We start from the raw sequence: 17,436 nt of genomic DNA, 5'->3' as shown, positions 1-17,436 counted from the left end.
GCATAGCAGCGCCTAACCTTACGGTAAAATCCTGTATTAAGAAGAGTGACTTTTGCCGGGGAAACGGAAACAATACCTCCCGGTCATCAGCGGGTTACAAACGGCGATAAACTGAACGGCGAAGCCACTATTCACAGAGAATTGAGATTAATAAGCTGTCCGGCCGCCGTTTTTTTTAATAAGCTAATCATATTCGCCGTATTGAGAGGGGTTACTATGGGCAGAATTGCACCCAGGAGAAGAAGAAGTTCCCGGGTCTATCAGCCTGTATTGCATACATGGCTTAATCTGCGTCAGCGAATTGTCCCGCCTGAAGCGGAGCAGGAACCGGCAGATAACGCTGATGAGCCGCCCCTTTCCCAGCCTGATACGGCAGAAGAGCTGGAAACGCTGGAAACCGGCCCCCTTACCCGTGCAAAACAGTCGCTAATCCACATCTGGCATATGCCGGACACCTTTACGTGGATGGAGCCGCTTCCCTATTTTCACCGCCGCTGGGTGCTCATTGCCGGCACCGTTCTGTTGCTGGCGCTGCTGTGGCCCTATTCTGATACCAAAAACGGGCGCTACGGCCCCGATGATATCGACGGCCCCCTGAGTATTACGCACGCCACGCTGGAGGACACCACTGTTCCGGCGCTCTTACGGCAGCAGCGCACCAGTTGGCAGGCATACCACATAAAACCGGGCCAAACGCTGGCGCAGCTGTTTCGGGCCAACCGGTTGGACATCAACGACGTTTTCGCCCTTGCTCAGGCTGAAGGTGACGACAAGCCGCTCAGCAAGCTGAAGGCCGGGCAGGAAGTCAGGGTGCAACATAACTCGCAGGGGCAGGTCACCGCGCTGGAGCTTGAGACGACTGATAACGAGCACATCTATTTCCGCCGCCAGCCCGACGGCAACTTCCTGCGTATCCGCTAACGCTTCGCCGCAAGCTTCTCCGTCAGATAGTCCCGCAGTACAACGGCCTGATTATGCCGGGTATCTTTACTGCCATACAGCAGCGTAATGCTCCCGCCGCTACGCAGAATGTCCAGTAAGCCGCGCCAGGCGGCCTCGTTGGCGTCCAGCTCCGCCCGATAACGCGCAATGAACTGCGCCCATGAATCCATTCCCGCATGGAACGCCCGGCGCAACGTATCGCTGGGCGCCACGTTTTTCAGCCACTCTGCGCCGGACAGGCGCTCTTTGGAAATGCCGCGCGGCCAGAGGCGATCAGTCAGGAAAGTATTCGGAGGAAAAGGCGCATGAACATCGTAGACCCGGGCCAGTTGAATCAGGTTTGTCATCATTCGCTTCCGCAATGGTGAAAAACCTCAGTGTATACCTTTTATCGGCGGAACAGGCCGGTTATCCGCACAACAGAAAGCAAAACGCCGGCCCAGGGCCGGCGCTTCACTGCATAGCTCAGAGTAAAAAATTACCCGGGCTATTACTCAGCAACAACAACAATGTTCAGCTGAGCGAACACGTCGCTGTGAACCTGGAAGTGAACTTCGTGATCACCCAGGGTACGCAGAACGCCGTTCGGCAAACGAACTTCGCTTTTTGCCACTTCAACGCCAGCTGCAGTAACAGCGTCGGCGATGTCGCGGGTGCCGATAGAACCGAACAGTTTACCTTCATCACCCGCTTTGGATGCGAGGGTAACAGTACCCAGTTCGTTAATTTTCGCAGCACGCGCTTCAGCAGCGGCCAGAACCTCAGCCAGTTTGGCTTCCAGTTCAGCACGACGGGCTTCGAAGTATTCAACGTTCTTTTTGGTTGCCGGCACAGCTTTGCCCTGCGGAACCAAATAGTTACGGGCATAACCCGATTTTACGTTTACCTGATCGCCCAGGCTGCCCAGGTTTGCTACTTTATCAAGCAGAATAACTTGCATTACCTTATCCTCTTAAAGTCGTTAATGACGTCAGCCGATTACTGATGACGATCAGTGTACGGCAGCAAAGACAGGTAGCGCGCGCGCTTGATAGCACGAGCCAGCTGACGCTGATACTTAGCGCGGGTACCGGTGATACGGCTCGGTACAATTTTACCGCTCTCGGTGATGTAGTTTTTCAGCGTAGCGATGTCTTTATAGTCAATCTCTTGAACGCCTTCCGCGGTGAAACGGCAGAACTTGCGACGACGGAAATAACGTGCCATATGGCTAGTCTCCAGAATCTATCAATTCAATCTGCTCGGCATGCAGAACCAACTTGTTCAGCCCATTGCGGCCCATGTGACAGCTAATGAAGCCTTGAACCGTTAACCTGCTGCCGACCGTTAATCTGTTAGTAATTGCCTGAAACGGTTGCCCACTGACAATCACGGGCATTCTGCACCATGCTTGTCGGCTTAATCCGGCCTCCTGCTGCACTGAGCGGTGCTCAAGCACGAACTGGCAATGCGGAATGCCGGCGGGGCTGACCTTTCGAATGGGGACCTTGCACACGGTGCCGGTCAGCGCCAGACGATTAGCGGTCATCGCGTCAATTACTCTTCAGAATCCCCAGCTTCATCAGCATCATCGTTGATTTCAGCAAAGTCTTCACGACGCTCGCGGCGCTCGTCTTTCGCTTTAACCATCGGGGATGCTTCGGTCACGGCGTGCTTGGTACGCATAACCATGCTGCGGATAACGGCGTCGTTGTAGCGGAAGTTAGTTTCCAGCTCGTCGATCACTTCCTGCGGCGCTTCAACGTTCATCAGAACGTAGTGAGCTTTGTGCAGTTTGTTGATCGGGTAAGCCAGCTGACGACGGCCCCAGTCTTCCAGACGGTGGATCGTGCCTTCAGCACCAGTGATAGCACCGGTGTAACGCTCGATCATGCCAGGAACCTGTTCGCTTTGGTCAGGATGAACCATAAAAACGATTTCGTAATGACGCATCGGTTGCTCCTTACGGATTATTCAGCCTTCTGTCGGGGTCAGCCGCAGCCCACGAAGGCAAGGAACGTTATTTGTGTGCGGCTGAAAAATGACGCGCAATTGTACTCGGAGCGTGTGGGGATCTCAAGGTAAACCTGAATACGGGGAAAATAATCGTGATGGGCATCGATTGCCAAGCAGACGGGGGCGGATAAAACTATAATCAAAATTGCTGAATGAAAGCATCACAAATACTTGCTATCAAAGCGGCGCCAAATCGCTAGACTGGCACCATTCACGGTACGTCATCACACGCCACCGGTTAAAAATCACCTGCATCAATAAGATACAATCCCGAGGAGTCTATATGAAAAGGCTGACTGCCCTCGTGACGACATTTACGCTTTTTGCCGCCACACAAACATTCGCCGCGACTGAAATCACCGCCAGACAGGCTGCCAATCTGGCTTCCGGCGAATTTGCCGTCGTTACGGTGGACCACAACGTGACCTCCGTCAGCGAGGCGCTGCCGGAAATCAGGCAGATGGCCGACGCAAGAGGCGCGCGCCACTTCCAGATTATTAAGATGTACGAGCCGGAGGGCAACGGGCTGCTGCACGTCAGCGCCGCGTTGTACCGCAATTAGCTCCCGCGCCACACGCTATACCCGTATGCAGTAAGACATCCGGAGAACCTGCCCGGAGATAAAAATAACAGAAGAAACACGGCTTTTACCCGTACACCCACCCCGGTGTACGGTTTTTTTATCGTCCGTCACAGGTATTCCTCAAAGAAACGACAGCACTCCACTTGCGCGTTCACGGTGATTTTATGCGCGATCCCCGCCTCCGTACGGTATACCACCTTCTCCAGCAACCCCCTGGCACCCAATTCCGCCATCAGACGGGCGCTTTCGGCGGCCGGCACCAGGTCGTCAGCCAAACCGTGCCAGAGAAATAATGGGCGGTCAGCCACCTTTTCTAACTGGTGGCCAATCTCATACTGCGCTAATGGTGCGATATCTTGCGCAAACCGACGCTTTTCCTCTTCACTCTCCGGCCGGAAAGGCGGAAATAATGTGTGGGCCAGAGAGAGGAAATACCCTGAGCCCATCAGCGCCGCGGCTGCATCGATCCAGTCATAACGGGCTTTCGCCGCCAGCGTGGTCATCCCCCCCAGCGAGACGCCGGCAACACCCAGTCGCCCCGGCGCAATCAGCCCGCGGCTGCGGTAGTGTTCAACCAGTTGCGGGAGTTCATCCACGTTGCGGCGCAAAATATCCCAGAAATGCGTAAGCCGGTATGACTCATCGCCATTGAAACGTTCGCCGTGCATATCCGCTTCGGGCAAAATCACGCGCAATCCCCGCTCCGCCAGCACGTAACCGAAATAAGAGTACATCTCTTTTGATGACAGAAAACCGTGATGGAAAAATACCGTCGGCAACACGGCGTCACGTTGCCCGGCGGGTACGGCATGCAAAACGGGGATACCACCGGCATATTCGGCAAACATTTCAACCATCTCATTCTCCCGTAATCTTTTATGTTCACGTCTCCGGTTCCATAATGTGTCCGCCATTTCCCGGACACAACCTTTTCTTATCGGTTCGGACGCGCCCGGTGAAAATCATGTTACGATAGCGATAACTTTTCCCGATAACCTCTGGTAACAAGATGAAAAAAATACTTCTTGTCCCCGCATTACTTTTGAGCCTTTCCCTCACGGCCTGCAGCGTTATGCAGGGAACCCCGGAACCACCGCCGGCGGCAACGGCGGGGCATGCCCAGGAAATCCGGCGTAACCAGACCGAAGGACTGACGCGCATGGGCACCATCAGCGCAACGGTTTACGGCAGCCCGATGAACGCGGCGGAAGTGATTCAGAAGCGGGCCGATGCGTCTGGCGCGAGCTACTACTACGTCATCATGGTGGATGAAACCGTGATGCCGGGGCGCTGGTATACCCAGGCGATCCTGTACAAATAATGCCCTGACGCGGGAATAGCCGAGCTATTCCCGTCCTGCGGCGCGCAGTAAAAGCGCCATACATGTTTTCTCCGGTATCCGGGCATTTCCCCGGTTATCCAGTTCTGCGCGGCACCAGGCGCCGGCGATACTCTCCGGCGCATACTGCAATATCTGGACGGCGCTGACTATTTTTACCAGCGCCGTCGCAATATCCCGGCCGGACTCCGGCCCCGCCGTGCGCAGATGAGGCTGAAGCTGCCGCCACAGCCGGTCAAAGTGGCGGTTTTGCCCCTTCACCTTCTGCACTTCCTGGGTCAGCATCTCCGCAACGTCCGGCACCTTGTGCAGTACCCGCAGCACGTCCAGGCACATAATGTTGCCGGAGCCCTCCCAGATGCTGTTAACCGGGGTTTCCCGATAGATACGCGCCAGCTCCGATTCTTCGCAATACCCCATGCCGCCGAGCGCCTCCATGGCTTCCGCCACGAACGGTGTTCCCCGCTTGCAGATGACAAACTTCGCCGCCGGCGTCATCAGCCGGCAGAATGCCGGCGCCAACGGATCGTTTTTTTCTTCCCAGGCGTGCGCCAGACGAAACAGCAGCGCCGTCTGCCCCTCCAGCACCAACGCCATATTGCACAACACCTGACGCATCAAAGGCTGTTCGGCCAGCACTTTACCGAAGGTTCTGCGCTGCAGCGCATGGTACAACGCCACCGTAAACGCACGCCGCATCAGGGCGTGGCTGCCCAGCGCGCAGTCAAAACGTGTCGCACCGCCCATCTGCAGAATCAGGCGGACACCCTCCCCTTCCTCGCCCAACAGCCAGCCCGTCGCGTCGTGAAACTCCACTTCCGCGCTGGCGTTAGAGCGGTTACCCACTTTGTCTTTCAGGCGCTCGATATGTACCGCGTTGTGAGTGCCGTCCGGCAGGAGCCGTGGCAGCAAAAAACAGGATATCCCGCCTTCCGCCTGCGCCAGTACCAGGTGTGCGTCACTCTGCGGTACGGAGAAAAACCACTTATGACCGGTAATACGGTACGCCCCATCGTTGCCCAGCGGTACGGCGCGGGTGGTGTTGCTCAGCACGTCAGACCCCCCTTGCTTTTCCGTCATTCCCATGCCGATCAATAATCCGCGCTTCTGCTCTGCCGGAAGCCCGCGCGCATCGTAGCGATCGGAAAGCAAAAGCGGCAGCCAATCCTTCATGGCGGCAGGCAGCATGTTACGCAGTAACGGAATCGCCCCGGCCGTCATGGTGATCGGGCACAATGTGCCGGCCTCAACCTGCGCATGCAGCAAAAAACGGGCGGCACGTGCAACAACAGCGCCGACAGGCGCGCTTTCCTGCCAGGGAAGATTATGCACGCGGTTTTCCGCCAGCCCCTGCATCAGCATGTGCCAGGCGGGATGAAAGCGAACCTCGTCAATCCGGTTGCCGCAGGCGTCATAGCGCAGCAGCTCCGGAGGATTCAGATTCGCCATCCGCCCCAGCTCCAGCGACTCTGCCGAACCTAGCTGAAGGCCGATGGCGGTTAACAGCGCATGATCCCAGCCGGCCCCCTCGCGCGCTACGGCCTCCTGCAACGCCGTATCGGAAAGGTAAAGATTGCTGTTGCTTAACGGTTTGGGCTGATTGAATACGGTATGGGTTTGCCACGACATGATCGCTTTCCCTCCTTCTGCCTCCGGACAACTTTATTATGGCCGCTAACGGCGCTTTTGCCGGAGAAGGGAAAGCAGGCAAGAAAAAGGGCGGAAACCCGCCCTGGGGAATGCGAAGGGGAACTCAACCGCGCTGGCGCACGGCCTCAAACAAACAAATACCGGTGGCAACCGACACATTCAGCGAAGAAACGCTGCCCGCCATCGGAATGCTGATCAGCTCATCGCAATGTTCACGCGTCAGGCGGCGCATACCTTCACCCTCTGCGCCCATCACCAGCGCCATCGGCCCGGTCATTTTGCTCTGATACAGGTTGTGGTCGGCTTCGCCGGCGGTGCCGACAATCCAGATGTTTTGCTCCTGCAAAAAGCGCATGGTACGCGCCAGATTCGTTACCCGGATCAACGGAACCGTCTCCGCCGCGCCGCTGGCGACCTTTTTCGCCGTGGCGTTCAACTGCGCAGAACGATCGCGCGGCACAATGATCGCATGTACGCCGGCTGCGTCTGCACAGCGCAGGCAAGCGCCCAGATTATGCGGATCGGTCACGCCGTCGAGGATTAGCAGGAACGGCGTCTCCACGTTTTCCAGCAGATCCGGCAGATCGTTTTCCTGATATTGGCGACCGGGTTTAACCCGCGCCACGATCCCCTGATGCACCGCGCCTTCCACTTTTTCGTCCAACCACTGCCGGTTTGCCACCTGGATCTTGATCCCCATCTGCTCCAGCTCCGCAATCAGCGGATGCAGTCGGCGATCGTCACGCCCTTTCAGGATAAAAACCTCAAGAAAGCGCTGAGGATCGCGCTCCAGCAACGCCTTAACCGCATGAATACCGTAAATTATTTCGCTCATAGTTCCGCATATCGCCCCGTCTTACGGCGGCACAATAAAAAATTAACGGGCGGCCATTGCCGCCCATGATTGATGATGAGCGCTGATTTTACTCTGCGCTTTTCTTCTTGGCAGCCCGCTTTGCCTTGGTGGCGGCAGCGATTTTTTTAGTTTTCGCCGACGCCTTTTTTACTTTGCTTTTCTCTTTCGCCTTTACTTTTTTGCCTGACTTTTCTTTCTTGTCCTTACGGAAAGCGCTGTCCGGCTCAAAGTTGGCGGGCTTCTTGCCGCCACGCGGTTTACCGCGTGCATTTACCGGTGCGTCGCCCGATGCGCGTTTCGCCTTGGTACGCGCCGTCTTGCCCTCGCCGCGCGGCGTTCTCTCGCTGGAAATCAGGGCGAAATCAATCTTCCGCTCATCCATATGCACCGCATCCACACGGATCTGAACCTTATCGCCCAGGCGATACATCTGCCCGGAAGACTCACCGACCAGGCGTTGCCCTACGTTATCAAAGCGGTAATAGTCGTTGTCCAGAGCGGAAACGTGCACCAGGCCATCGATAAACAGATCGTCCAGCCTGACGAAGAAACCGAATCCCGTCACGCTGGAAATCACGCCGCTAAAGGTCTGACCGACCTGATCCTGCATGAAATCGCACTTCAACCAGTCCGCCACGTCGCGGGTCGCTTCATCGGCGCGACGCTCCGTCATGGAACAGTGTTCGCCCAGTTGCAGCATATCTTCTTCGTGATAATGCCACCCGCCCGTTTTGGTCAACTTGTCCTGCGACGCACCGTGCTGCCTGGCTAACAGATATTTGATAGCACGGTGCAACGTCAGGTCCGGATAACGACGGATCGGCGAGGTGAAATGCGCATAGGCCGTCAGCGCCAGCCCGAAGTGGCCGCGGTTTTCCGGATCGTACACCGCTTGCTTCATCGAACGCAGCAGCATGGTTTGCAGCATTTCATGGTCGGGACGATCCGCCACCTGATCCATCAGCTCCGCATAATCTTTCGGTGCCGGTTTCGTTCCTCCGCCCAGGGTCAGCCCCAGTTCGGCCAGCACGCTGCGCAGCGCCGTCAGACGATCCTCGCTGGGGCCGTCATGCACCCGGTACAGCGCCGGCTCCTGATTCTTCTCCACAAAGCGCGCGGCGGCGATGTTAGCCAGAATCATGCACTCTTCGATCAGCTTGTGCGCATCGTTACGCACCGTCGGTTCAATGCGTTCGATCCGGCGTTCGGCGTTAAAAATAAATTTAGCTTCTTCGGTTTCAAAACCAATACCGCCGCGGATTTCACGGGCGTGATCCAGCACCTTATACAGGCTGTGCAGTTCTTCCAGCGGCTTCACCAGCGCCTGATATTGCTCGCGCAGTTCCGCATCGCCGTCCAGAATATGGGCCACCTTGGTGTAGGTCATGCGCGCATGCGAGCTCATCACCGCTTCATAGAATTTATAGGTCGAGAGCCGGCCCTGAGCGGAAATCGTCATTTCGCACACCATGCACAGGCGATCAACCTGCGGGTTCAGCGAGCACAGCCCGTTGGACAGCACCTCAGGCAGCATCGGCACCACCTGGGAAGGGAAATACACCGAGTTTCCTCGGCTGCGCGCTTCTGCATCCAACGCGGTGCCGGGACGAACGTAGTAACTCACGTCGGCGATCGCCACCCACAGCCGCCAGCCGCCGCCGCGCTTCTTCTCGCAGTAGACCGCATCGTCGAAGTCACGGGCGTCCTCGCCGTCAATGGTCACCAACGGCAGTTCACGCAGATCCACACGGCCCTTTTTCGCCGCTTCCGGCACCTGCTCTTTCAGGCCGGCGACCTGCTTCTCGACCTGCGGCGGCCAGGTATGGGGAATTTCATGCGTACGCAGAGCGATATCCACCGCCATGCCGGTACCCATGTTATCGCCCAGCACTTCAACGATCTTACCGATTGCTTTGGTGCGGCGGGTGGCGCGCTGGGTCAGCTCCACCACCACCACGTAGCCCATACGCGCACCCGCGATGAACTCAGGCGGAATCAAAATATCGAAGCTCAGCCGGCTGTCATCCGGCACCACGAAGCCCATTCCCGCCTCGGTGAAATAGCGACCGACGATTTGCCCGGTACGCGGCACCAGCACGCGTACGATGCGCGCCTCACGCCGCCCGCGGCGATCTTCGCCCAGCGGCTGAGCCAGCACCACATCGCCATGGATGCACTGTTTCATCTGCTCTGCGGAAAGGTAAATGTCGTCTTTGCTGCCTTCAACGCGCAGGAAGCCATAGCCGTCGCGATGGCCGATAACGGTGCCTTTCACCATGTCCAGGCGCTCCGGCAGGGCGTAACACTGCCGGCGGGTAAAGACCAGTTGCCCGTCACGCTCCATCGCCCGTAAACGGCGGCGTAAGGCTTCCAGGTCCTCTTCGCTGGTCAGATTCAGCTCTGCGGCCAACTCTTCCCGGCTGGCAGGGGTTTTACGCTGTGCCAGAAGAGACAGAATGAATTCCCGGCTTGGGATGGGAGAGGCATACTTTTCCGCCTCGCGCTCCAGAAAAGGATCTTGTGACATCGCGGTTCCTCCGTTGTCATCACTATGCGGTCGCTGTTCGCGCGGTAACACCGGCCAGGCCGGAATTATTCCACCAGCAACAGCTTATAAAGGGGTTGGTTTTCATCAATTAATTCGGCCAACGTGCAGTTATCAAGCTCGGCCAGAAAAGCGGCAATGGCCTTCTGCAACACGGATTTCAACCGGCAGGCCGGAGTGATGTGACAAAATTCCTGCGTACAGTTCACCAGGGAAAGCGGCTCCAGTTCGCGAACCACGTCGCCGATACGGATCATTTTCGCCGGACGCCCCAGCCTGATGCCGCCATTCTTGCCGCGAACGGCGGTCACGAATCCGGCACGACTGAGCTGATTGATGATTTTCACCATATGATTGCGTGACACGCCGTAAACCTGCGTCACTTCCGTGATGCTGGTCATTTTGTCCGGCGGAAGGGAGGCCATGTAAATCAGCGCCCGTAAACCAAAATCAGTAAAACTTGTTAACTGCACAAATACCTCTGTTCCACGTATATCGTCATCCGCTGACAACGGGTTATCGCTCAACGGCGCGTTTCACGCCTGAAAATGAAAGCATTATCTGAATAATAAACCAGCCGGGATAAAAGCGACTAATGCTTTCATGAAAAGCAGGACGTTAAGAGAGAAAAAGCGATCCGGCGCAGGGAACACCCGGATAGCAATAAGCCGGGCTTGTGCCCGGCTTATTGAGGAGAAAACAATGCGTTATGCATCAAACGGGTCGCGCAGGATCATGGTTTCTTCACGATCCGGACCGGTGGAGATAATATCAACCGGCACGCCGGTCACTTCTTCCACGCGCTTGATGTAGTTCAGCGCCGCCTGCGGCAGCTTGCTGTGCTCTTTCACGCCGAAGGTGCTTTCCTTCCAGCCGGGCAGCACTTCGTAAATCGGCTCGATGCCTTCCCACGCTTCGGCGGCCAGCGGGGTCACGTCAACTTCGCGCCCGTCCGGCATGCGGTAGCCCACGCAGATTTTCACCTCGTCCAGGCCATCCAGCACGTCCAGTTTGGTCATGCAGAAGCCGGAGAGAGAGTTCAGCTCCACGGCACGACGCACGGCCACGGCGTCCAGCCAGCCGGTACGGCGGCGGCGTCCGGTGGTTGCGCCGAATTCATTGCCCTTGGTGCACAGGAATTCGCCCACGTCGTCAAACAGCTCGGTCGGGAACGGACCGGCGCCCACGCGGGTAGAGTAAGCCTTCACGATGCCCAGCACGTAGTCCACGCAACGCGGGCCGATGCCGGAACCGGTCGCAACGCCACCGGCGGTGGTATTGGAAGAGGTAACGTACGGATAGGTGCCGTGATCGATGTCCAGCAGCGTGCCTTGCGCGCCTTCAAACATGATCAGCTCGCCTTTGCGGTGTGCCTTGTTCAGCAGATCGGCCACGTCCACCACCATACCGGTCAGGATGTCGGCCACTGTCAGCACATCTTTCAGCACGGTCTGATAGTCGACGGCGTCTACTTTGTAATAGTTCACCAGCTGGAAGTTATGGTAATCCATAATTTCTTTCAGCTTGACGGCAAAGGTTTCTTTATTGAACAGATCGCCGACGCGCAGACCCCGGCGGGCAACTTTATCTTCATAAGCCGGACCGATGCCGCGGCCGGTGGTGCCGATGGCCTTCGCCCCGCGCGCTTTTTCACGCGCATTGTCCAGCGCCACATGATAAGGCAGGATCAGCGGACAGGCTTCCGACAGCAGCAGACGCTCACGCACCGGAATGCCACGCGCTTCCAGCTCGCTCATTTCACGCATGAGCGCATCCGGCGCCAAAACCACGCCATTAGCAATAATGCTGGTTACGTTTTCACGCAAGATACCGGAGGGGATCAAATGAAGAACGGTTTTTTCACCGTTGATGACCAGCGTGTGGCCTGCGTTGTGTCCGCCCTGATAGCGTACAACGTATTTAGCCCGCTCAGTTAATAGGTCTACGACCTTGCCCTTACCTTCGTCACCCCATTGGGTGCCCAGTACGACGACGTTTCTACCCATTTCACTATTCACCAGTTGTTAAAAATGGATTCTAGCATCTCAATTCTTCGCTTTGTAGCACTTTTCGCACACGATTGCGCAGAAATTTAGCCGCACCGGCAACCTTCCGCTCACATCCGGCTGCGCAGCATGTAATAAATAACAAAACCGGCCACCACCAGGCCGCCGCCATAGCGGCGCAGCGTCGAATCCGGCAGTTGGGTCATGGTTTGAATCATCCGGCGCCAGGCGCGCGGGAAAAACATCGGCCCCAGTCCTTCCAGCACCAATACCAGCCCCAACGCCATCCAAATCGTATTGTTCATGCTTCACTCCTTGGCCGCCCGCCACCATAACAGCGGGCAAAAAAAAGGCCCGTACGAAACGGGCCTGTACGACTGGCGGTTACTTACTTCGAGCCGCCCGGCGATCTCATGAATTTGAAGAAATCGCTGTCCGGACGCAGAACCATCACGTCCTGACCGTCTTTGAAGCTGGCTTCATAAGCACGCAGGCTGCGGATGAAGGCGAAGAAATCCGGATCCTGGCTGAAGGCGTCGGCAAACAGCTTCGCTGCCAGCGCATCCCCTTCACCGCGAATCAGGCGGCTCTGACGCTCCGCCTCTGCCAGCGTACGGGTGACTTCATAGTCCGCCGTCGCACGCAGCTTCTCTGCCTCTTCCTGACCCTGTGAACGGTGACGACGCGCCACGGCTTCACGCTCGGCGCGCATACGCTGGTAGATCGCGTCCGACACTTCGGTCGGCAGGTTGATCTGCTTGATACGCACGTCGACCACCTGGATACCCAGGGCGGCCATACTGTTCGGGTTCACCTGCGGCTGCTTGCCGGTGGTTTCACGCTCCACACGGGCCGCTGCGCTGGCAATGGCGTCATCCGCTTCGGTTGAGGCCGCGACATCGTCGGTCGTACCGGTGTTCAGCGCATCACGCACGTCTTCCATCAGCTTACCGCGCGAGTCGGTAACGATGTCTTTGATATCCAGACGACCAATCTCAGAACGCAGACGGTCACTGAACTTACGCTTGAGCAACACTTCCGCCTGGGAAATATCGCCGCCGCCGGTCGCCAGATAGTAACGGCTGAAGTCGCTGATGCGCCACTTGAGGTAAGAATCCACAATCAGGTCTTTCTTCTCTTTGGTGACGAAACGGTCAGCCTGGTTATCCATGGTCTGAATACGCGCATCCAGCATTTTCACCGATTCGATGAAAGGAATCTTTAAATGCAGGCCCGGCACATAAACCAGGGGCTTGTTCTCATCGTCACGCAGAACTTTGCCGAAACGCAGCACGATACCACGCTGCCCTTCATGCACCACGAACAGCGAAGCATACAGCACCACCAGCACGACGATGAGTATCAGTAAAAAAGACTTACGCATCGGTTATTCTCTCCCTACGCGGACGGTGTCATTACGCTGGGCATCGGCCCGGCGCTGATCCATGATACTGCCGGACGAACTGCTGTTGCTGCTGCCCGAACTCTTCTGGGCCGAGGCCGACGGCGGCGGATTGAGGCGAATCAGGCTGGTATCCTGATTTGCGCTCTCCGCGGCGGGCGCCTTGCCGCGCATCAGTTGATCAAGCGGCAACACCATCAGGTTGTTGCTCTTGTCGTCCACCAGCACCTTGCGGGTATGGCTCAGCACGCGTTCCATGGTTTCGAGGTACAGACGCTCGCGGGTGATTTCCGGCGATGCCTTGTACTCCGGCAGCAGGCGGGCAAAACGACCAACCTCACCCTGCGCTTCCAGTACGGTACGATCTTTGTAGGCTTTCGCGTCTTCAAGAATACGCTGCGCCTGACCGTTGGCACGCGGCTGCACTTCGTTGGCGTAAGCTTCGGCTTCACGGATGTATTGCTGCTCGTTCTCACGCGCGGCGATCGCATCGTCAAACGCGGCCTTCACTTCCTCCGGCGGACGCGCCGCCTGGAAGTTTACGTCCAGCAGCGTGATGCCCATCCGGTAAGGCTTGATGGTTTCTTCCAGGACTTTCTGGGTATCGGTACGGATGATGGTACGACCTTCCGTCAGGATCTTGTCCATCGTGTATTTACCGATGACCGCGCGCAGCGCGCTGTCGGTAGCCTGACGCAGGCTGTCATCCGCATTGGTCACGTTAAACAGGTACTGCTCCGGATTAGTTACGCGGTACTGTACGTTCATTTCCACGCGCACCACGTTTTCGTCGGAGGTCAACATCACCCCTGACGCGGCCAGTTCACGCACCGACTCCACGTTGACCGGCATAACTTCGTCGACAAACGTCGGTTTCCAGTTCAGACCAGGCTGCACCTGATGATCGAATTTCCCAAAACGGGTCACGACACCGCGCTCGGCTTCTTTAATCGTATAGAAACCGCTGGCGGCCCAGATGACGACGACGGCGGCCACGGCAAGGCCGACCACCTTGCCGCCCACTGGCGGGCGAGGCGTACTGCTGGTGCCGCCGCCACCGGACCCTTTGTTACCTCCCAGTCCACCCAGCTTTTTGCTCAGCTTACGGAAGATATCATCCAGATCCGGCGGGCCCTGATCGCGCCCACCTTTGTTGTTTCCGCCAGAGTTGCCGCCATTATTATTGCTGCTCCCCCACGGATCGCGGTCCTGTCCGTTGTTACCGGGCTGATTCCACGCCATGTTTTAGCTCCATTCTTTTATGATTGGTGTACTTCAGGTTCAATCTAACAGGCAATGATTAAACGATAAAGCTCGTCAAATCCAGTTCCTGCTTACAGAGACGACGCCAGTCCACAACGGGTAGCCGGACAAGTAATCCGATACTGCCGTCCTCTTCCGCCCACTCTTTCTCAATCGCCTGAAGCTGGTAAAAGCGACTGCGCAAACGTCCGGCCTGCGGCGGCAACCGCAAGGTGTAATGAGCAATTTCACCGCTCAGCCGTTCAGTCAGCGCCTGAAATAATAAATCAATGCCCGCCCCGGTCTGCGCCGAAAGCCAAACCCGCACAGGCCGATTTTCATCATTTCGATCAATACGCGGCTCAAACTCATCCAGCATATCGATTTTGTTCATGATCAGCAGCACGGGGATCTCGTCTGCCTCAATTTCAGCCAGCACCGTATTCACGGCCGCAATATTCTCATCAATACGCGCATCAGATGCATCTATTACGTGTAATAACAGTGAAGCCTGACGGGTTTCTTGCAGCGTAGCCTTAAACGCCGCCACCAAATCGTGCGGCAAATGGCGGATGAAACCCACCGTATCGGCCAACACCGTGTCCCCGACGTCCGCAACCTCGATCCGGCGCAAGGTCGGATCCAGCGTGGCAAACAGTTGATCGGCGGCATACACCTGCGCCTGCGTGATCTGATTGAACAGCGTCGACTTGCCGGCGTTGGTATAGCCCACCAGGGAAACGGTAGGCACGTCAGCGCGCGTTCGGGCGCGACGGCCCTGCTCGCGCTGTTTTTCCACCCGCTCAAGGCGGGAAAGAATCTGTCGGATGCGGTCGCGCAGCAGGCGGCGGTCCGTTTCCAGCTGGGTTTCCCCCGGCCCGCGCAGGCCAATCCCGCCTTTCTGGCGTTCCAGGTGAGTCCAGCCCCGCACCAGGCGGGTCGCCAGATGGCGCAACTGCGCCAGCTCAACCTGTAATTTACCTTCATGCGTGCGGGCGCGCTGGGCAAAGATATCGAGGATCAAGCCGGTGCGATCGATCACCCGGCACTGGCATAACCGCTCCAGGTTGCGTTCCTGCGCCGGCGTCAGGGCGTGATCAAACAGCACCACGCTGGCTTCAGTCGCATGCACAGCCTGGGCGATCTCTTCAGCCTTACCTTCACCAACGAAATATTTCGGATGCGGGGCTTTGCGGTTACCGGTAATAACCTGCAACGCTTCAACCCCTGCTGAGGAAACCAACGACTCAAACTCTCTGAGATCTTCGGTATCTTTTTCCTGGGAGAAGTAGATGTGAACCAATACGGCCTGCTCACCGGCTTCGTAACGGTCAAACAAACGGAAAACCTCTCAAACGGCAATACCCGATGAGAACGGGGAACACAGGTTTATGATAAGCCTGTACATTCCCCGACATAAAAAAGAACTGCAACGCTTTATTCAGCGTCATCATTGTCCTGAGACGATTGCGCAGAGGACTGGTTCCCACCGTGATGATAATTGCTTCCCGCTCCGCCTGGGCCACCCGGATTATTACCGTGATGAGAAACCGGACGTGAAGGCACCACGGTAGAAATCGCGTGTTTGTAAACCATCTGGCTGACGGTGTTCTTCAATAAAATAACGAACTGGTCAAAAGACTCGATCTGACCTTGCAGTTTAATACCATTGACCAAATAGATCGAAACAGGGACCCGTTCGCGACGCAATGCGTTCAAGAACGGATCTTGCAAAGATTGCCCCTTAGCCATTCTATCTTTTCCTTATTTGCTAGTTGCTTGTTGTATATAACAATATTGTCTTTTACTAAGAACCTTAGGGTTCCAAACTAAAATAAACTGCGTAAAAATTTGCGCACTTGAGTACCAACTGTTAACGCCGGCGGACGAAAATGCATCCGAACCGAGTTCCAATTGTACACAATCACCCAAGCGATGCACTAACAACCTGTGCCACGGCGTTGAAGGCATCTTCCGGACAATCGCTGTCAAGCCATTGAACAGAATCCCAACCCCGCAGCCATGTCATTTGGCGTTTCGCCAGTTGGCGCGTCGCACAAATACCGCGATAAACCATTTCATCGTAGTTGATTTCGCCAGATAAATAAGACCACATCTGACGGTAGCCAACACAACGAATGGAAGGCAAATCCATATGCAAGTCGTTGCGAACAAAAAGTTTTCTGGCTTCGGCTTCAAAACCTGCGTCCAGCATCTGCCTGAAACGCAACTCAATACGCTGATGCAACAGTTCTCGTGTTGCCGGTGCGATGGCGAACTGATAAACCTGATAAGGCAACGATTCACCTGAAATTTTAGTCAGTTCAGTTAAAGTTTTACCTGAAATGAAAAAAACTTCCAGTGCGCGACTCAGTCTCTGGGGATCATTTGGATGAATCCGATTGGCAGACACCGGATCAATCTCACTGAGCTGATGGTGTAATGCCTCCCATCCTTCCGTCGCCGCCCGCCGTTCGATCTCTTCACGCACCACAGGATCCGCCGCAGGAAGCGGGGAAAGTCCTTCCAGCAGCGCCTTGAAATAGAGCATGGTGCCGCCCACCAGCAGCGGAATCCGGCCTGCGGCGGTGATCGCCGCCATTTCGCGCAACGCATCGCTGCGAAAGTCGGCCGCGGAATATGCCTGCGCCGGATCGCGGATGTCGATCAGGCGGTGCGGCGTGGCCGCCAGCTCCTGCGCCGTCGGTTTCGCAGTGCCGACATCCATACCGCGGTAAATCAACGCGGAATCAACGCTGATGACATCCACGGGAAAACGCTTATGCAGCGCCATCGCCAGCGCAGTTTTGCCCGATGCGGTCGGACCCATGATAAAAATGGCGGGAGGAAGCCGAGTCATTACGTAATCAGTTAAC

General features: G+C 56.5%; 20 protein-coding genes. 3 read left to right on the top strand and 17 right to left on the bottom strand.

Annotation, left to right across the window (positions count from 1 at the left end; all coding sequences use genetic code 11):
* The first annotated feature begins 216 nt into the window (after positions 1-216).
* Entirely contained in the window at positions 217-921 is a 705-nt protein-coding gene (locus C8D90_RS05205; protein WP_115457374.1) for an OapA family protein, read from the top strand.
* On the opposite strand, the gene C8D90_RS05200 is transcribed toward C8D90_RS05205, so the two are convergent.
* The 5 genes from C8D90_RS05200 to rpsF all read right to left on the bottom strand — a co-directional run bounded on the left by C8D90_RS05200 (position 918) and on the right by rpsF (position 2,874).
* On the bottom strand, positions 918-1,289 hold the full coding sequence (locus tag C8D90_RS05200; protein WP_115457373.1) for a DUF488 domain-containing protein: 372 nt from the start codon (positions 1,287-1,289) through the stop codon (positions 918-920). The two genes, C8D90_RS05205 and C8D90_RS05200, sit on opposite strands and share 4 nt — an antisense overlap.
* 143 nt (positions 1,290-1,432) lie before the next feature.
* On the bottom strand, positions 1,433-1,882 hold the full coding sequence (rplI, locus tag C8D90_RS05195) for a 50S ribosomal protein L9 (protein ID WP_115457372.1): 450 nt from the start codon (positions 1,880-1,882) through the stop codon (positions 1,433-1,435).
* Between the two features lie 38 nt (positions 1,883-1,920).
* Positions 1,921-2,148, bottom strand: coding sequence for a 30S ribosomal protein S18 (gene rpsR / locus C8D90_RS05190; RefSeq protein WP_000135199.1), 228 nt, complete (start codon positions 2,146-2,148; stop codon positions 1,921-1,923).
* 4 nt (positions 2,149-2,152) lie between these two features.
* Entirely contained in the window at positions 2,153-2,470 is a 318-nt protein-coding gene (gene priB / locus C8D90_RS05185) for a primosomal replication protein N (RefSeq protein ID WP_115457371.1), read from the bottom strand.
* A gap of 8 nt (positions 2,471-2,478) precedes the next feature.
* Entirely contained in the window at positions 2,479-2,874 is a 396-nt protein-coding gene (rpsF, locus tag C8D90_RS05180; protein ID WP_115457370.1) for a 30S ribosomal protein S6, read from the bottom strand.
* A gap of 346 nt (positions 2,875-3,220) precedes the next feature.
* On the opposite strand from rpsF, the gene C8D90_RS05175 reads away from it, so the two are divergent.
* Complete coding sequence (locus tag C8D90_RS05175; RefSeq protein WP_115457369.1) at positions 3,221-3,499, top strand: YdgH/BhsA/McbA family protein; 279 nt, start codon at positions 3,221-3,223, stop codon at positions 3,497-3,499.
* Positions 3,500-3,627: 128 nt separating this feature from the next.
* Here C8D90_RS05175 and yjfP read toward each other — a convergent pair whose 3' ends face one another.
* Positions 3,628-4,377: an esterase gene (gene yjfP, locus C8D90_RS05170; protein WP_115457368.1), complete on the bottom strand. Its 750-nt coding sequence runs from the start codon at positions 4,375-4,377 to the stop codon at positions 3,628-3,630.
* Between the two features lie 152 nt (positions 4,378-4,529).
* Here yjfP and bsmA point away from each other — a divergent pair, with 152 nt between their 5' ends.
* Positions 4,530-4,841 (top strand): biofilm peroxide resistance protein BsmA, encoded by a 312-nt coding sequence (gene bsmA, locus C8D90_RS05165; protein ID WP_115457367.1) that lies wholly within the window; start codon positions 4,530-4,532, stop codon positions 4,839-4,841.
* Between the two features lie 24 nt (positions 4,842-4,865).
* On the opposite strand, the gene C8D90_RS05160 is transcribed toward bsmA, so the two are convergent.
* From C8D90_RS05160 to miaA, 11 genes are all read right to left on the bottom strand, one after another.
* On the bottom strand, positions 4,866-6,488 hold the full coding sequence (locus tag C8D90_RS05160) for an isovaleryl-CoA dehydrogenase (protein WP_115457366.1): 1,623 nt from the start codon (positions 6,486-6,488) through the stop codon (positions 4,866-4,868).
* 124 nt (positions 6,489-6,612) lie between these two features.
* Positions 6,613-7,344 (bottom strand): 23S rRNA (guanosine(2251)-2'-O)-methyltransferase RlmB, encoded by a 732-nt coding sequence (gene rlmB / locus C8D90_RS05155; RefSeq protein WP_115457365.1) that lies wholly within the window; start codon positions 7,342-7,344, stop codon positions 6,613-6,615.
* A gap of 88 nt (positions 7,345-7,432) precedes the next feature.
* A complete protein-coding gene (gene rnr, locus C8D90_RS05150; protein ID WP_115457364.1) occupies positions 7,433-9,892 on the bottom strand; it encodes a ribonuclease R in 2,460 nt (819 codons plus the stop codon).
* Positions 9,893-9,957: 65 nt separating this feature from the next.
* Positions 9,958-10,383 (bottom strand): nitric oxide-sensing transcriptional repressor NsrR, encoded by a 426-nt coding sequence (gene nsrR / locus C8D90_RS05145; protein WP_115457363.1) that lies wholly within the window; start codon positions 10,381-10,383, stop codon positions 9,958-9,960.
* 234 nt (positions 10,384-10,617) lie between these two features.
* A complete protein-coding gene (locus C8D90_RS05140) occupies positions 10,618-11,916 on the bottom strand; it encodes an adenylosuccinate synthase (protein WP_115457362.1) in 1,299 nt (432 codons plus the stop codon).
* A gap of 110 nt (positions 11,917-12,026) precedes the next feature.
* The gene (locus C8D90_RS05135; RefSeq protein ID WP_115457361.1) at positions 12,027-12,221 is read right to left on the bottom strand and encodes a DUF2065 domain-containing protein; all 195 of its coding nucleotides are present in this window, start codon (positions 12,219-12,221) and stop codon (positions 12,027-12,029) included.
* An 83-nt stretch (positions 12,222-12,304) separates the two neighbouring features.
* Positions 12,305-13,300, bottom strand: coding sequence for a protease modulator HflC (hflC, locus tag C8D90_RS05130; RefSeq protein ID WP_115457360.1), 996 nt, complete (start codon positions 13,298-13,300; stop codon positions 12,305-12,307).
* Positions 13,301-13,303: 3 nt separating this feature from the next.
* Positions 13,304-14,560: an FtsH protease activity modulator HflK gene (hflK, locus tag C8D90_RS05125; protein ID WP_115457359.1), complete on the bottom strand. Its 1,257-nt coding sequence runs from the start codon at positions 14,558-14,560 to the stop codon at positions 13,304-13,306.
* A gap of 58 nt (positions 14,561-14,618) precedes the next feature.
* Entirely contained in the window at positions 14,619-15,899 is a 1,281-nt protein-coding gene (gene hflX, locus C8D90_RS05120) for a ribosome rescue GTPase HflX (protein WP_115457358.1), read from the bottom strand.
* A 98-nt stretch (positions 15,900-15,997) separates the two neighbouring features.
* The gene (gene hfq / locus C8D90_RS05115) at positions 15,998-16,312 is read right to left on the bottom strand and encodes an RNA chaperone Hfq (RefSeq protein ID WP_115457357.1); all 315 of its coding nucleotides are present in this window, start codon (positions 16,310-16,312) and stop codon (positions 15,998-16,000) included.
* A gap of 172 nt (positions 16,313-16,484) precedes the next feature.
* The gene (gene miaA / locus C8D90_RS05110) at positions 16,485-17,420 is read right to left on the bottom strand and encodes a tRNA (adenosine(37)-N6)-dimethylallyltransferase MiaA (protein ID WP_115457356.1); all 936 of its coding nucleotides are present in this window, start codon (positions 17,418-17,420) and stop codon (positions 16,485-16,487) included.
* Between the last annotated feature and the right edge of the window lie 16 nt (positions 17,421-17,436).

This window comes from Enterobacillus tribolii, assembly GCF_003363015.1.
GTDB lineage: Bacteria > Pseudomonadota > Gammaproteobacteria > Enterobacterales > Enterobacteriaceae > Enterobacillus > Enterobacillus tribolii.
Note: the sequence above shows the minus strand (reverse complement) of the source record. Positions and strands in the feature narration are given on the sequence as shown.

Coding starts and splice junctions, on each gene's coding strand:
- C8D90_RS05205 (WP_115457374.1), top strand. CDS start 217: ATGGGCAGAATTGCACCCAGGAGAAGAAGAAGTTCCCGGGTCTATCAG.
- C8D90_RS05200 (WP_115457373.1), bottom strand. CDS start 1,289: ATGACAAACCTGATTCAACTGGCCCGGGTCTACGATGTTCATGCGCCT.
- rplI (WP_115457372.1), bottom strand. CDS start 1,882: ATGCAAGTTATTCTGCTTGATAAAGTAGCAAACCTGGGCAGCCTGGGC.
- rpsR (WP_000135199.1), bottom strand. CDS start 2,148: ATGGCACGTTATTTCCGTCGTCGCAAGTTCTGCCGTTTCACCGCGGAA.
- priB (WP_115457371.1), bottom strand. CDS start 2,470: ATGACCGCTAATCGTCTGGCGCTGACCGGCACCGTGTGCAAGGTCCCC.
- rpsF (WP_115457370.1), bottom strand. CDS start 2,874: ATGCGTCATTACGAAATCGTTTTTATGGTTCATCCTGACCAAAGCGAA.
- C8D90_RS05175 (WP_115457369.1), top strand. CDS start 3,221: ATGAAAAGGCTGACTGCCCTCGTGACGACATTTACGCTTTTTGCCGCC.
- yjfP (WP_115457368.1), bottom strand. CDS start 4,377: ATGGTTGAAATGTTTGCCGAATATGCCGGTGGTATCCCCGTTTTGCAT.
- bsmA (WP_115457367.1), top strand. CDS start 4,530: ATGAAAAAAATACTTCTTGTCCCCGCATTACTTTTGAGCCTTTCCCTC.
- C8D90_RS05160 (WP_115457366.1), bottom strand. CDS start 6,488: ATGTCGTGGCAAACCCATACCGTATTCAATCAGCCCAAACCGTTAAGC.
- rlmB (WP_115457365.1), bottom strand. CDS start 7,344: ATGAGCGAAATAATTTACGGTATTCATGCGGTTAAGGCGTTGCTGGAG.
- rnr (WP_115457364.1), bottom strand. CDS start 9,892: ATGTCACAAGATCCTTTTCTGGAGCGCGAGGCGGAAAAGTATGCCTCT.
- C8D90_RS05140 (WP_115457362.1), bottom strand. CDS start 11,916: ATGGGTAGAAACGTCGTCGTACTGGGCACCCAATGGGGTGACGAAGGT.
- C8D90_RS05135 (WP_115457361.1), bottom strand. CDS start 12,221: ATGAACAATACGATTTGGATGGCGTTGGGGCTGGTATTGGTGCTGGAA.
- hflC (WP_115457360.1), bottom strand. CDS start 13,300: ATGCGTAAGTCTTTTTTACTGATACTCATCGTCGTGCTGGTGGTGCTG.
- hflK (WP_115457359.1), bottom strand. CDS start 14,560: ATGGCGTGGAATCAGCCCGGTAACAACGGACAGGACCGCGATCCGTGG.
- hfq (WP_115457357.1), bottom strand. CDS start 16,312: ATGGCTAAGGGGCAATCTTTGCAAGATCCGTTCTTGAACGCATTGCGT.
- miaA (WP_115457356.1), bottom strand. CDS start 17,420: ATGACTCGGCTTCCTCCCGCCATTTTTATCATGGGTCCGACCGCATCG.